The organism is Staphylococcus ureilyticus (genome assembly GCF_025558845.1).
In the GTDB taxonomy this organism is placed as follows: Bacteria; Bacillota; Bacilli; order Staphylococcales; family Staphylococcaceae; genus Staphylococcus; species Staphylococcus ureilyticus.
The window spans coordinates 2586904-2602844 of sequence record NZ_CP094825.1 but is presented as its reverse complement, the minus strand read 5'-3'; the positions used below and the strand labels follow the sequence as shown (position 1 = coordinate 2602844).

At 34.0% G+C, this 15941-nt stretch carries 12 protein-coding genes and 1 pseudogene; 10 read left to right on the top strand and 3 right to left on the bottom strand.

The window, feature by feature from the left end:
- The first annotated feature begins 113 nt into the window (after nucleotides 1-113).
- Nucleotides 114-512, top strand: coding sequence for a hypothetical protein (locus MUA21_RS12910; protein WP_046207108.1), 399 nt, complete (start codon nucleotides 114-116; stop codon nucleotides 510-512).
- Between the two features lie 57 nt (nucleotides 513-569).
- Nucleotides 570-887, top strand: coding sequence for a YflT domain-containing protein (locus tag MUA21_RS12905; protein WP_064209668.1), 318 nt, complete (start codon nucleotides 570-572; stop codon nucleotides 885-887).
- A 188-nt stretch (nucleotides 888-1075) separates the two neighbouring features.
- On the opposite strand, the gene MUA21_RS12900 is transcribed toward MUA21_RS12905, so the two are convergent.
- Nucleotides 1076-2479: an MDR family MFS transporter gene (locus MUA21_RS12900; RefSeq protein WP_145381334.1), complete on the bottom strand. Its 1404-nt coding sequence runs from the start codon at nucleotides 2477-2479 to the stop codon at nucleotides 1076-1078.
- Between the two features lie 265 nt (nucleotides 2480-2744).
- Nucleotides 2745-3605, bottom strand: a pseudogene (locus MUA21_RS12895) (DUF5996 family protein); the annotation flags it as partial.
- A 312-nt stretch (nucleotides 3606-3917) separates the two neighbouring features.
- Between MUA21_RS12895 and mbcS the strand changes: the two are divergent.
- Nucleotides 3918-5495 (top strand): acyl-CoA synthetase MbcS, encoded by a 1578-nt coding sequence (gene mbcS / locus MUA21_RS12890; RefSeq protein ID WP_070038427.1) that lies wholly within the window; start codon nucleotides 3918-3920, stop codon nucleotides 5493-5495.
- A 140-nt stretch (nucleotides 5496-5635) separates the two neighbouring features.
- Here mbcS and MUA21_RS12885 read toward each other — a convergent pair whose 3' ends face one another.
- Entirely contained in the window at nucleotides 5636-6247 is a 612-nt protein-coding gene (locus tag MUA21_RS12885) for a YIP1 family protein (RefSeq protein WP_070657290.1), read from the bottom strand.
- A gap of 256 nt (nucleotides 6248-6503) precedes the next feature.
- Between MUA21_RS12885 and MUA21_RS12880 the strand changes: the two genes are divergently transcribed.
- The 7 genes from MUA21_RS12880 to MUA21_RS12850 all read left to right on the top strand — a co-directional run bounded on the left by MUA21_RS12880 (nucleotide 6504) and on the right by MUA21_RS12850 (nucleotide 15910).
- Entirely contained in the window at nucleotides 6504-7532 is a 1029-nt protein-coding gene (locus tag MUA21_RS12880) for an efflux RND transporter periplasmic adaptor subunit (RefSeq protein ID WP_262561484.1), read from the top strand.
- On the top strand, nucleotides 7529-8209 hold the full coding sequence (locus MUA21_RS12875) for an ABC transporter ATP-binding protein (RefSeq protein ID WP_046207101.1): 681 nt from the start codon (nucleotides 7529-7531) through the stop codon (nucleotides 8207-8209). Before MUA21_RS12880 ends, MUA21_RS12875 begins: the two co-directional genes overlap by 4 nt.
- Nucleotides 8206-9381, top strand: a complete 1176-nt coding sequence (locus tag MUA21_RS12870) for an ABC transporter permease (RefSeq protein ID WP_073345253.1) — start codon at nucleotides 8206-8208, stop codon at nucleotides 9379-9381. Before MUA21_RS12875 ends, MUA21_RS12870 begins: the two co-directional genes overlap by 4 nt.
- 523 nt (nucleotides 9382-9904) lie before the next feature.
- Nucleotides 9905-10750, top strand: coding sequence for an ABC transporter ATP-binding protein (locus MUA21_RS12865; RefSeq protein ID WP_107525534.1), 846 nt, complete (start codon nucleotides 9905-9907; stop codon nucleotides 10748-10750).
- Nucleotides 10747-11373, top strand: a complete 627-nt coding sequence (locus MUA21_RS12860; protein WP_070038414.1) for an ABC-2 transporter permease — start codon at nucleotides 10747-10749, stop codon at nucleotides 11371-11373. The genes MUA21_RS12865 and MUA21_RS12860 overlap by 4 nt, the downstream gene beginning before the upstream one ends.
- A 429-nt stretch (nucleotides 11374-11802) precedes the next feature.
- Entirely contained in the window at nucleotides 11803-13323 is a 1521-nt protein-coding gene (locus MUA21_RS12855) for an NADH dehydrogenase subunit 5 (protein ID WP_258085665.1), read from the top strand.
- A 1-nt stretch (nucleotide 13324) separates the two neighbouring features.
- Nucleotides 13325-15910, top strand: a complete 2586-nt coding sequence (locus MUA21_RS12850) for a DUF2309 domain-containing protein (RefSeq protein WP_262561483.1) — start codon at nucleotides 13325-13327, stop codon at nucleotides 15908-15910.
- The last annotated feature ends 31 nt before the right edge of the window (nucleotides 15911-15941 follow it).

Sequence of the window (15941 nt, the reverse complement as noted above, 5' to 3'; positions counted from 1 at the left end):
TTTAATGACTGTGATAAAAGCTTTTGGCATGTTTAAGAATATGCAAAATGGGAAAATTATGCATAATATCGTAATAACACAACTAAGGTGTTAGTGATAAGGGGGACATTCTGATGAGCACGTTAATTTTTCTATTAATTATAGCTGTAATCATTATAATTTATTTACTAGTGAAACAACGTTTTGCTAAAGATTTTAAAGATCAAAAGCATAAACGTTACAGAGAGAAACGAGTGATTGATTTTATTCATAGTGCGTATAAAATTGAAAATATTGAAGCAATTCACCGGAAAAATGATCATTTAGAGCTCATTTATCATCGTAAAACGTTAGATGTAAAAAATGAACAAGTTATTTTTGTCGACGAAGCAAATCAGGAAGATGTCGAGACGAACTTCACCCTAAAAGAAGAGGATGAAAGAGAAGACTTATTTGATAAAATTTTAGAGAACACCTATTTTTATATGACAAAAGAACGTTTCGATCAGTTAATGATTCAGTCTAAAGCGTAATAATTAATATGAACTTGTGAATGATGATGAAGGACATTTTAATAGGAGGTCTTTCTTATGAAACCAGTAGTTAAAGCTTATAAGAATGATAGTGAATTAGAAGTAGATGTTGCAGCATTACAGGATAAAGGTATCGGTAATCAGGACATTTATGTATTATCATTGGATAAATCTCGAACTGATAAAATTGTAGAAGATACGAGTATTTTAGGAATAGATATAAAAAAAGAAAATGATTCTGAAAGAGATGCATTGAAAAGAAAATTGATTGGGCTAGGCGTAGATGAAGGTGAAATCGCATCTTTTAAAAGTGATATGGATGACGGCAAAGTGTATTTAATTGTTACTGATTCAAGAGTTAGAGGACTATTGTAAAATTTTGAAGGAGAAAGACATTGCTTTAAGGTTGTAAGCAAACAAAAATGCAATGCAGCTCATGTTTTGAAAAGCTTAAATGCTGAGATTTATCATAAACAAAAACGTCAATTTCTATTAAGGTAGAAATTGACGTTTTTTATCAATAATATCGATAGTCTAAACATTGTATTGTTATTTACGCATGTTTATAAGGTACGACGTTTTGGTTTGCTATCGTCCGTAAGTTTAAATGATAGTAGTAATCCAATAGCTGATATAACTGTAGCAACGATAAATGTTACGTTAACACCGTGAATAATACCGGTAATACCATCTTGAGGTATTGCTGAAACTGACATTAAAGTAATAAAGACTGCAGTACCAATAGCACCAGCCATTTGTCTGAAAGTGTTATTCATGGCAGTACCATGTGCGATTAGCTCATTTGGCAGTTGGTTTATTGCTAATGTCGTCATCGGCATCATAACCATAGCAATTGAAACCATTCTTAATGCATTTGAAGTAGCGAGATACGTAAATGTTGTATGCTCTGTTAACATTGTAAATGGTAATGTTGAAACAACTAGTACGAATAAACCGATTCGAGCGAGCCATTTACCTCCAAATTTATCGAATAAGTAACCAGTTATTGGGTTCATCATACCCATAATAATTGCACCTGGTAGTAATACTAAACCAGATTTTAAGGCTGAGTATTGTAGCATATTTTGCATATAAAGTGGCAAGATGATATTTGTTGCAATCAGCACACCAAATACAAACATACTTAGTATCGTACCTAACGTATAAATTCCGTAATTAAATACTCTAAACTCAAGCATAGGTTCTTTTAAATTTAATTGACGGCGAATAAATATAACGAGTGAAACGATACCAACGATGAGTGGTGCAATAAATTGAACACTAGTCCAACCTGCTTCACCAACAGAACTGAAACTATATAGTAAGCCACCAAATCCGAGTGTAGATAAGATAACTGAAGCAATATCTAGTTTTGGATGTGTTGTTTCTGTAACGTTCTTCAATAGGAATATAGAAGCAATAATAATAATAATCGCGATAGGGAATACAACATAGAAGACACTTCTCCATGTGAGGTGTTCGACTAAGATACCTGATAAAGTAGGTCCAATAGCTGGAGCAAATGCGATAACAAGTCCAAATAGACCCATTGCTGTACCGCGTTTTTCTTTAGGGAAAGTTAAAAATAATATTGTTTGCATTAGTGGCATCATGATACCTGCGCCTGCTGCTTGTAGGACACGTCCGATTAATAGCATTGAAAAGTCAATACCAACTGCACATAACAACGTACCGGCTGCAAAAATACTCATTGCAGTTAAGAATAACTGCCTCGATGTAAAGCGTTCAATTAAAAATGCAGTTACAGGAATCATAATTCCGTTTACTAACATAAATATAGATTGTAACCATTGTACTGTACTTTCTGAGACCTGGAGATCTTTCATTATTGGTGGTAATGCCGTTCCAAGTAAAGTTTGGTTTAAAATTGTTATAAAAGCCCCTGATAATAGTACGATAAACAGAGGTATTCTTTTTTCAACATGGAAGTTTCCAGTTTCTGTCAATATACTCACTTCTTTCTTAACAAATTACACATCTAATTATTATAGCACTCGAATCGTCGTAAATCTAAAAGTTGAACTTATTTTTTCAAATTTATCTGTGATAAGTTTGAAATATTGTCATGAAAGGGATTTCTTAAGTTGAGTATATATTAATTCCACTCTGTTATACATCAAAAGTTGTATAAAAATATAAATGAGGGTGAGACATGATTGACGTCTCATACCCTCGATTTTATTAAAAGTAACTGTATTTAGTTAAAAATGATTATCTATTATTTAAATGGTTTGGTTTCATTTTTAAAGGAGAAAAAACATAATCGACATTATTCCAATTTAAAAAATCTGCGAATTTAAGATAAGATGCTTTGAAAAATTGAGTGATTGTATCAATGTCATGATGTTGTTGGTATTCAATCAGATATTCCATTAATTGTTTATCGAAATAACTATCTTTAGGAAATCGATCGTCAGTATCAAATGGCTGATCTGCAAAAGGATATGGCAAGACAAAGAAGGTTGGTCCTTCAAACTGATCATCACCAAACCAAAAGCCAAATTCAATCATTTCTTCATCAAAAGCTGCACGTTCAATAACCTTGCTATCATCTTCAAATGGTGCTGGTTGGTCTTTGACGATCATACAAGAAATATCAAAAGTCCCCCAAAATAAACCTGGTTTAGATTTTCTAACTCTTAGCCCATTAACGAAGTTTGCTTCAGCATGATAGGCGAATTTCATTAATGCTAATGCTTTTTTGGCAATTTTATCATCATAATGATGATGTTCTATGTCATTTTCAAATGGTATCGGGTTTGCTACTTCCTGTGGTAAAGTATTGATTTTTAAATGAATATCTGACTGGTTTAACAGTTTTTCAATTTCGTTATAATAATATTGTATAGTTCTTCCATTTTTTAAGGTAATGCCATGCACGTTTTGATCAACGACGACTTCAATGTGGTGTTGTATCAGGTTAACGCTTAGCGAAAATGTATGTGTTTCATAACTTAACATACCAGTTGAAAAGCCTTGGACATCTATATTTAGCGTCTCGTGTGACCACTGGGGCTCTTGATAACTTGCTTCTAATTTATATTTACCTAATATCTGTGATAATAAATGTAGTGTGTCTTTTTCATTTTCCTAATCTTTAAAATTCATAATACGAATACCACCTCATATATTATTTGCTATAAATTTTATACCACAGAAACTAAAGTTGAAACACAATATAAAAATGCTTGTATCAAGTATATTAAAGTATCATTTGTTATAATGATACAATGATAAAGATATATGAACTAATCAAGTATGTGCTAAGTTGTAGTTCATTACAAAATGAATGTGAACGCAATGCTATTTTCTGAATAATCAAAATACAACTTGATATTGCCATGTATATTGTAAAATTAATTACCGAAATAAGGAGAGTAACCAATGAATAAAGCAGATTTAATTGCTCCAGAAACATATAATATAGTTAGCGAAATTGAAAAATATGCAAATGATCCGTCAAAAAAAGCGATTATTTTTAATGATCAAACTGGTAAAGAACGAGATATAACGTATAACCAACTGATAAAAAATGCAAACAAAATTGGCCATGTATTTTTAAAATATGGTCTGAAAAAAGGTGATAAATTATTAATCATGATGCCTCGTGCGATTGAGACATATGAAGTATATTTAGCCGCGTGGAAATTAGGTATTATCATTGTACCTAGTTCTGAAATGTTGCGTACTAAAGATTTACAATATCGTATAACGCATGGTGAAATTAAGGCAGTTGTAGCCACAGGCGATAGTATCGAAGAGTTCAAAGGTGTTCAAGAATATGACTCCTTACTTAAATTTATCGTTGGCAGTAAGGTTGATCATTGGATTAACGTTGAAGAAGCGCAAACTGATGCTTCAGATACACTTGATATAGAAGCAACTTCAAGAGAAGATATTGCTTTATTATCATATACATCAGGCACAACGGGTAATCCGAAAGCAGTGGTACATTCTCATGGTTGGGGCTATGCACATTTACAGATGGCTCCGAAGCATTGGTTAAGCATAACTGAAGATGATATCGTATGGGCGACAGCAGCACCGGGCTGGCAAAAATGGGTATGGAGTCCATTTTTATCAATCATGGGTTCAGGCGCAACGGCATTTGTTTATAATGGTAAATTTAATGCTGAGAAATACCTCGAATTACTAGAAACGTATCAAATCAATGTGCTTTGCTGTACTCCAACTGAATATCGTTTAATGGCAAAATCCCCTGATTTAACAAATTATAATTTGTCACATTTACATAGTGCTGTATCTGCTGGGGAACCATTAAATAGAGAAGTTGTTGATAAATTTCAACAAAACTTTAACTTAACTGTTAGAGACGGCTATGGCCAGACAGAAAGTACATTGTTAATCGGTTTCTTAAAGGATACAGAAGGACGTCCTGGATCAATGGGTAAAGCTATCCCAGGCAGTTATGTTACGGTTATCGATGAGGATGGTAATCCTGCACAACCCAATGAAATAGGCAATATTGCAGTGCCGTTAGACTTACCTGCTTTATTTAAAGGCTATTATAAAGATGAAGCACGTACTGCAAATCCACAAATTGGTGAGTACTTTATTACTGGTGATTTAGCAAAAATGGACGCGGACGGTTATTTCTGGTTTGAAGGTAGAAGAGATGATATTATCATTAGTTCTGGCTATACTATCGGACCATTTGAAGTAGAAGATTCATTGACGAAGCATCCATACGTAAAAGAATGTGCAGTCGTAGCGAGTCCACATGAAATCAGAGGGAATATCGTCAAAGCTTTTGTCATCTTACAAGATAACGTTACAGGTGATGAAGCAGTTGTTAAGGAATTACAAAATTTCGTTAAACAAGACGTAGCACCTTATAAATATCCGAGAGCAATTGAATTTGTAGATGATTTACCTAAGACTAACTCAGGTAAAATTAGACGAATTGAATTAAGAGAAGCGGAAAAAGAAAAATATTTATAAATCAATGATGATTCATTTGAAAGCAAGCGCCTATCATACTGACAATAATAATGATGGGCGCTTGTTTTGTGTGTGAGTAGTGTTATATCAAAATAAAAACATGGAACGGAATGTTCCATGTTTTTTAGCAAATATATGTATTATTGGAAACTTGCTCCTATTAAGGCAAATCCAATGGATACAATGATGTATGCAATTGCCCAAATAATTGAAGCTTTTTTAGACAAACGATTCGTCGCAAAGAGCATAATGCCAAATACATATGCGCTGATTAGTGTTTGTAAGTTAAATGCGCCTAACATTTGGTTGCCTTTATCAAAGACATTTAAGCTTGCAATATTATAATCAGTAGGAGATAAACCAGCAATCCATTGGATTAATGCAACAATTAAACCTATGATGCCAGTAATTATAGTAAAACTTAATGTTGCAGAAAAGATAGGTTTTGCGGTTGCATCAGATTTCATTATTTTAGAAATAACTAAAAAGATTAAAAATGTAATACCAATACCAAAAATGCCACCAATTAAACCAGCGATGATGCCACCAATTAAACCAATCGTTTGCATATTACCCATATCTTGAGCACTTGCACCTGCATCTTGATAAATTTCATTGTAATCGATAGATAATGCGCTAACAGTTGTTGAGAGTGCAATGACTACGATTGCAATGATTAATTTGAGTCCCCATTTAGGTTGTTCGCGTAATTTTGAAAAATGTTGTGCGAATGGTAAGTTAGAATTTTCCATGAATCCCTTGCCCCCTATATATATTATTTTCCAAAGCATAACATTACCTACAATATTTTAAAACACTTTTAAGAAAAACTTTAAATAAAATTAAAAAAATAAAATCTTTTCTATTACTATTGCTGATATTACAATATTGTTAGGTATATATTTATCAAAAAATATTGTATATAAAATAATGTTATGCATTATATTTTTTGTTGTGTGATTATGATAGTATCTAAAATGAATAATAATTTAAAGGAGTGTTTTAGCATTGAAGAAAAAGTGGATGTGGATTATCGGTGTTATTGTCGTTATCGTATTAATTGCAATTGCATTAATTTTAAGGCAAGCAAATAGTAGCTCAGATAAAAAGGATGGTTATGATACATATAAAGTGGAGAAAGAAAGTCCACTCAATTTAGAAGGTAAAGCTTCACCTAAATCAGTTAAAACATATAATAATAACAGTCAATTGGGAACGTACGTAAGTACACAAGTTGATGATGGTCAATCAGTTAAACAAGGTGATCCACTCATCAATTATGAAATTAATAATAATAAACGCCAGCAGTTAGTTGATAAAGTGGACAACGCCAAAGATGAAAATGAAAGAGCGGAAGCACAACAACAACTTAACCAGTATGATCGTCAAGTGAACGACAGTATTTATGCTGCTTTTGACGGTAAAATTGATATTCAAAATAGAGAAAATGTCTCTGATGGAGAGCCTATTCTACAACTTGTTGCAGATGAACCACAAATCAAAGCAACAGTGACTGAATTTGATCTAGGAAAGATTAAAGAAGGCGACAAAGTAGACGTTAAAGTAACAAGTACTGGTAAAAAAGGTAAAGGTGAAATCAAGAAAATTTCAGAGTTGCCAAAAAGTTATGAAGAAAGTTTAAGTAAATCTGGAGGCGGAGCAGCAGCTAGTTCAGGTAGTGAAGAAGACGGTGGTGCTCAAGCTTCTAATCCAGTTTCGGACCCAAGCGGTGGCAGTGACTCAGATTCATCTAAATATACAATCGTCATTAGCGATATAGATATTCCTGTACGTGCAGGTTATTCTATGGAAGTTGCAGTGCCATTAGATGCAATCAAGTTACCAAAATCAGTGTTAACTAAAGACAATAATGTTTTTGTACTAGGTAAAAACAATAAAGTTGAAAAACGTGATATTAAAATTGATAAAGTCAACGGTGAAATATTTGTAAAAGAGGGTCTGAAAAAAGGTGACAAACTAATTAAAAACCCTAAAAAATCTATGAATGATGGAGACAAAGTTGAGGTGTCATCATGATAGAACTTGTAGATATCAATAGACATTTCAAAAACGGTGATGAAGAAAATCACATTTTGAAAGACATCAATATCAACATTAAAGAAGGAGAATTCATAGCAATTATGGGGCCTTCAGGTTCTGGTAAAAGTACACTCATTAACATATTAGGTTTTATTGACCGTGGTTATGAAGGCGATTATTTGTTTAATAGCGAGAATTATAAAAAAAGTTCAGATAACGAATTGGCAGAAATTAGAAATAAAACAGTAGGGTTTGTTTTCCAAAACTTTAAATTAATTCAAAACAATACGATATTGGAAAATGTAAGTATTCCTTTAGTTTATGCAGGACTGGGGTCTCAAGCACGTAAAGAAAAAGTGATCAATACATTACACGATGTGGGACTATATGATAAAGAAAATTTAGTACCTAACAAATTATCAGGAGGGCAACAACAACGTGTAGCCATTGCTCGTGCAATCATCAATAACCCGAAATTTATCATTGCTGACGAACCTACAGGGGCACTTGATTCAAAAACGTCTGAAGATATTATTGATTTGTTTATGAAATTAAATAAAGAACATCGCACAACGATGATTCTCGTAACACATGATCGCAAAGTAGCGGATAAGGCAGATCGTATTATTCATATACTAGATGGTCGTGTCCAAAGAGAAGAGGTGGTTGAATGAAGAATTTATCGAACATCATCGCCATTTCATTCAAATCCATTTTAAAGAATAAGCGACGTAATATTTTTACTATGATTGGTATCATCATTGGTATTGCTGCTGTTATTACGATTATGTCGTTAGGTAATGGGTTTAAACAAACAGCGTCAGAGCAATTTGAAGATACAGGAGCAGGCAAAGATTCTGCTACAGTAAACTATATGACTAGTAGTGGTGAAGGTGCGAAAGATAATCCTTTTAGCCAGTCAGATTTGGATATTGCTAAACAAGTGAATGGTGTTACAGATGCAAAAATCAAAGAAAGTGACGATCAAGGTTATTCTGCAAAAATGACAAATGCCCAGAAAAAGGGCGACGTTAGTATTTTAAAGAAAAAAGAAATGACTAGCCCAGAAAAAGGCAAAGGTTTTAATGAAGATGATAATGAACTAAATAAAAAAGTTGTTACCGTTGATGACAAAATTGCCAAAGATGTATTCAATAATGATGCGATAGGTAAAACATTATACATTGATAATCAAGGTTTCGAAGTTGTAGGCATTGTAAACGATGCGATGAACCCTTCAGCTGTTCATATGCCTTCCAATACATTTAATAGGTATATGGGGCAGTTAACGCAAGATTTTCCATCACTTCAATTATCATTAGTAGATGGCGCTGATAAGAAAGAAGTCGCTGACAAAGTCGCTAAAGAATTGAATAAAAAAGGTTCAGGCGCAGGCGATGGAAACTATAGTTATACAGATATGGAAGAATTCATGAAAAATATCAACAAAGTATTTGATGGTATTACTTACTTTGTAGCTGCTGTTGCAGGTATTTCACTATTTATCGCTGGTATCGGAGTTATGAATGTGATGTACATTTCAGTTACTGAGCGTACAGAAGAAATTGCGATACGTCGTGCATTTGGTGCAAAAGCACGAGACATTGAAGTCCAATTCTTGGTAGAAAGTGTTGTACTTTGTGTGATTGGCGGTATCATAGGTCTAATCATAGGCATACTTGTCGCAAGTCTAGTAGATGCAGTAACACCAGATTATATTAAGAGTGCGGTTAGTCTAAGCTCAGTGCTCATTGCTGTAGGTGTTTCTACATTGATCGGTATCGTATTTGGTTGGATTCCAGCGCGTTCAGCTGCGAAGAAAGAATTGATCGATATAATTAAGTAGTATTTAAAAAAGATATAAAAAGAGCCATTCGCTTTTATAAAAAGGTTTCGTCATTTTATGCGATACAAGTTGGATACAAAAAACATAAACATTTATAGCTCAAGTATAAATATGACATGCAAAAGGCTGGGACAAAAGAATAGTCTCAGCCTTTTATCCCATTCAACCCTAGTTCTTCTCGATGAAGTAGGGGCTACAGTCATTTTAAATACATCAGATTTCAATCTTGATTCACTACTTGTTTTAAAAATATGTTCATTCAGGAACAAAATTTATGTCTATCAGATGGAAACATGAAATTTACGAGATTTGCTAGTGTCGGCTTTTGAGATGCTTTGCCATCTAAATATAATTATCAGTTAATGTTTCCAGTAATTGTGCATTTAGATATATATTTAATTAAAAATAATAAAAATAAATATTTTCAGGAAATGTATTGTGTAAGTTGACTAGGTGTATTATGTTAATTTAGAAAGTGATTTCATGTAAAAGGTTAAGCTTTTATCAAAAAAGGGGGATTATTATGGAGTATTTGCTCAATGTACAAAATTTAAACAAAACTTACGTTGATTCAGATTTTAATTTAAATCAGATTAATCTATCGATTGAACCCAATACAGTGGTAGGGCTTGTTGGGAAAAATGGTTCTGGTAAATCTACGTTGATTAATACATTGGTGGGAAATAGATTTGCAGATGCTGGAGACATTCAATTTTTTGATACGCCGATTTCTCGTGAGGATTATGCGTATAAAGAACATCTAGGCGTTGTATTTGATGATCTTCGACTGCCTAATAAACTTAATGCAAAGCAAATTAGTAAAGTATTTTCTAATATTTATCGCACATGGGATGAACAGCATTTTTTTGAAATGCTGGAGAATTTTGAATTACCGAAAGAACGTCAGATTAAAACTTTTTCCCGTGGTATGAGCATGAAAATCTCAATATCTATTGCACTATCTCATGATAGTAAACTTTTAATTCTAGACGAGGCTACGGCAGGAATGGATGTTTCTGGACGTGAGGAAGTGTTAGAAATACTTGAAGATTTTGTTGATAAAGGTAATGGTATTTTAATTTCATCTCATATTTCGGAGGATATTGAGACGCTTGCAGATAAATTAGTATTTATGAAAAATGGGCGTATTTTATTACAAGAGCACAAAGATACATTATTAAATGATTATGGCATTGTTTCATTTGAAGAAGGAGAATTTGATGTTAATCACAGTAATGTTGTTGCGTATCGCATACATAAAGGTACAGGAAAAGCACTTGTAAATCAAAACAAAGATATAGATTTAGCACAGCCATTAAAAAATATTGATGATGCCACAAAAATATTAATGAGAGGAGAATTAGCATGAAAGGTTACTTAATGAGTTATTATTTTACAAATCAAAAATCAATTTACATATATTTATTGTTAAGTATTCCAATTTGTTTGTTTTTCTCTTTTACAAATCCAATAATGGCTAGTTTCATGCCTATGATATTTTTAGTATCACCAGCAACAGATAATTTAAAAAATGAAAAAGACTCAAAGTGGATGTATTTTGTTTCTACATTACCCTATAGCAGAAATACTTATGTGAGTAGTCATTTTGCATTTTATAGCTTATTAGCATTAACAGGTATGGTGGTATCACTTGTGATTAATGCAATTGTTGCGGGGAGTATAGTAAGTGGTGTGAATTCAGCGTTACTTGGTACAGGATTTATCGCGTTGTATTCGCTTATTTTCCCATTTACTTTTAAAATGGGGGCAGAAAAATCAAATGTCATATTTATGATTGTATCCATTATCGTAGTCATTTTATTCTTTGTTTACTATTTTGTAGGTATGGCCATATTATCTGGGACAGGTAATCTTATAGAAGAAATTAGTAAAAACTTGTGGTACGGTGGTATTTTTGCAGTGATTGGCTTAATTGTTATGGCGCTTTCATTTATTGCTTCGAAGCAAGCATTTAAGTATAAAGAGTTATAAACAACACGGCTTAACCTACTGTCTATCTTGACAAACACGAATAATCGTTATATCTTATTAATATTAAAAGTTAAAAATTTAGGCATACTTTTCTATATTTTTCTACATAATTAAAGCTTTAGCAAGTTGTTAATAAAAGTATTGGCAAATTGAAAAAGTGGATAAATAGTGGTGAATATAAGGAATTGTACGTCTTATCGTATAAAATGTAGAATAAGCAAATTCTCGAATAAAATGAATATATATAATAGGTAGCAAAGCAAAACACTCGTCATAAGTGCGTTGTAATGAAGCCGACAATGATAATAAGTCAGTATGGATTTATTATTAATTGTCGGCTTTTTTTCGTGGAAAATGTAATTTTAAATCAAGTGTTGTATTACTATTATAAATTTAAATGTCGTATTACAGAAGGTAAGGTGATTGATCATGATTGACGCGCATATTTTTCTAACATTATTATTTCTAACTTTAACTATTTCAATTTTAAGTAGTGTCTTTTTCTTAATAAAAAAAGTACCGACTAAATATGCTCGAATACATATTTATATTGTAGCATTGCCAGCAATTGTAGCTAGCTTAGGTCTTATATTGTCACAGAAAAATATAGAGGTAGGTATATGGCGTTCTGACGTATTATCTTGGCTCATGGTTGGTTTTGTCCTCGTTATTGGTGTGATTATCCAACGTTACTGTATTCGTTATTTAGCTGGTGATAAGAGCTATAAAAAATACTTCACTTTATTTACTTTCACGACTACCTTTGCATCATTTGCTTGGTTAACTGCGGATATGAGAATGATGGTAATCAGTTGGGGATGTACACTATTAGGACTTACGATTTTAATCAGTTTAACAAGTGCCTGGAAAGTTACACGTGAGGCAGCAAAAGTTACAGGAAAATTATTCTTGTTAAGTTGGGTTGCGTTAATCAGTGCTGTTTTGTGGATTGGATTATCGACAGGTGAATGGCATTATTCTGTAGCCTTAAATGAAGCACATCTATCCATGATTAGTGGTTTGGCACAATTTGGCATTAATTTACTCATTGTACTAGCTGTTATGATTCCAGCGGCACAATGGCCGTTTCAACGTTGGTTAATTGAATCTGTAGCAGCACCTACACCGGTTTCTGCGATTATGCATGCTGGTATCGTTAATGCTGGTGGTATTATGTTAACCAGATTTTCAGGTATCTTTAGCGGTGATATCGCATCTATTGTTTTATTAATTTTTGCAAGTATTTCAGTATTACTCGGTGCAGGTATTAGTTTAGTCCATGTGGATTATAAAAGATTATTGGTCGGTTCTACAATAGGCCAAATGGGCTTCATGCTAATTCAATGTGCATTAGGTGCATATATTCCTGCGATCATTCACTTGATTTTACATGGCTTATTTAAAGCGACTTTGTTTCTACGTTCTGGGTCGGCAGTGCGTCATTTTAGTGTCCCGAGTCGTGCAAATGAAAGAATGTCTTATGTATGGATAGTCAGTGGTCGTATTTTAGCGTTTCTAATTGGATTAGGTTTTTGGTTGAGTGCACCAGAAGAAAGTTATCGTCTGGTAAGTGGTCTCATCTTAGCATGGTCCTTATCTGTCTCGTGGACACAATTGGTAGCTTTTGGTGAAGGTAATTTCGGGCGTGTCATGGGTATGTCGATACTCATTGTTGTTGGTGCAGTTTATTTTGTGGTACATCATTATTTTTCAGATACATTACATACTTTGACAATTCATAGCGTGCAGCCACCCGCTTTTATCGTTATTGCCGTAGCATTCATTTTATTGCTCGGTAGCTTAATTAGTACGTGGGTAGCACGTCACCGATCTTCTGTCGTATTTTCAATTTTGTATATGTGGATTGTTCGTTTAGGAGATGCAAAAATTGAAACGGTTGAACGTCATCCTAATTATTTAAAATCTTATTTGTCAAAAGGAGGACACTAAAATGGGGAAACATAAAGAAATGACAAACCAAAGTCAACATAAAGATAATATCGATCAAATAATTGCTAAAGCGAGCCGAGTTATCGTTCCTTTATCACCTATTTCTGTGTTTGCCGCAAGAAACCCTTGGTCAAATTTAGAACAGTATGCATTTCAAGATGTGGCGCAATGGTTAACAAATGTCCGTGACGTAGATATCTATCCTACAATGCATATGTTTGAACAAGCATATCAACGTGATGAAATTGATAAAGATATGATTGAATTTAAGTTACAAACATGGCTAAATCAATCGATGCTCTCGATAGATAGACAATTTGCTGAAAGATATGCTAGAGCAATGTTAGATTTGTCTAATATTGTAGACGTAACGCGTTATTCTGAAAACAAAAAACAAGTGAATCAACACAATGAAACTCATACAGTGCCATTAGTGAGCACCTATCTTATGGATAAAGATGGTAGACGATTGATAGATATTGTAGACTATCACGTTATTAAATGGTGCAAATTATATTTAGATGATGCACAATCCGGATGGACGATGCCTAACAGAGAAAAAGGTCTATTCTTTGCATGGCAACGTTTAGCACAACATGATCCAGCATTGACCAAGCAACAACGCGCACGGTTGAAAACACTGCCAAGTCAAGCTGAAGCGCTCATTCATATGGTCCTACAAAAGTTAGACATTGCTGAAGCACAGTATCAAACATATTTGGAAAATCATTTGCTATCGTTACCTGGATGGGCTGGTATGATGCTATGGCAAGATGAACAAACGTCTAATGATGATCAAATGTTATTGTCATATTTAGCTATTCGTCTTGGTATAGAATGGGCAATTGTTGAGCCATATTTACCCGTGAATTTACCAGAAAATTCAATAACATATGAATACGATGAATTAGCAGAGCATTGGCTTGCTATTGGGATATTTACCAGTGAACAATGGCAACAATTATCTGAATCCGAAAAAAATGCTTATATAAATTTTGCATTACAATTTGAAAAACATGGTCGCAGACAAATTTTATTAACGGCTTGGGAAGCAACATACGAGCATCAATTAGAAGCGACCGTGACCACAAACCAAGATAATGAGCAAGAAAGCCAAAAGCCACAAGTACAAATGGCGTTTTGTATAGATGTACGCTCGGAACCTTTTCGTCGACAAATAGAAGCGGCTGGTGCATTTGAGACAATCGGTGTTGCTGGGTTTTTTGGACTCCCCATTGTCAAAGAAGAACTGGGACAATCCCACAGTCACCCATCTTTACCTGTGATGAATCAACCGCAACATAAAATTAAAGAATACACGCATGAGCAAGAACCTACATCTTTTCGTCAGCATCAACACATACTCAAATCGATAACGTATACATTTAAAAAGATGAAACAAAATGCTTTACCGAGCTTACTTTTACCAGAGCTAAGTGGCCCTTGGTTAACGCTTCAAATGTTTTCAAGAAGTTTCGCACCGAGACCTATCGGTAAATTGATACGAAAATTTTATGATGGTTGGTTACAAAAACCGAATGATACAACGTTATCATTAGATCATTGCAATATTAATGAAGAAGGTATACCAGTTGGTTTCACAAATGAAGAAAAAGTGGACTATGTCCAACAAGCGTTGCGTTTAATGGGTTTGGAATTAGAGTTTGCCCCATTAATCGTATTGTGTGGGCACGGCAGTCAAAGTGCGAATAATCCTTATGCTTCTTCGCTTGATTGTGGTGCATGTGGTGGTGCAGCCAGTGGGTTTAACGCGAAGGTATTAGCACAGCTTTGTAACTCGACTGAAGTTAGAACGGCATTAAATGAGCGAGGTATTGTCATTCCAGAAGACACTATCTTTGCGGCAGCGGAGCACCAAACATCTACAGATGAATTAAAATGGATATACGTACCAACAATGTCAAAAGCTGGACAAAATGCTTTAAATCAAATTCAAGCCGCAATGCCTGACATTACTTATCTCGCAAATGAACAACGATTGAAAGCATTACCAGACAATCACATCTTAAAACAAGACCCAATCAAAGAAGTACATCGCTTAACAAATGATTGGAGCGAGATTAGACCAGAATGGGGCTTAGCGAGAAACGCTTCATTTATTATAGGTTCACGTGATTTAACAAAAAACAGCGACTTAAAAGGGCGCGCCTTTTTACACAATTATGATTGGAAACAAGATGATGATGGGAGCCTTTTAGCGAATATCATTAGCGGTCCAGCCACCGTGGCACAATGGATCAATCTACAGTATTATGCCTCAACTGTCACACCTCATTATTATGGTAGCGGTAGTAAAACAACGCAGACTATTACGGCAGGTATAGGCGTTATGCAAGGTAATGCGAGCGATTTGTTGACGGGTCTACCTTGGCAATCTGTAATGTCGGCAGACAATAAAATGTATCATTCTCCGATTAGACTACTCATCGTCGTGCATGCGCCCAATGCTTATATTAAACAGCTATTAAATGAACAACACGATTTTTATCAAAAGGTGGACAATGGTTGGCTCAAATTGGCAAGTATTGATGAATTTGGTGATTGGCAACATTGGTCAGTTGATTAAGTTAAAAAACGTTTTTCTGATTTCTTAAAGG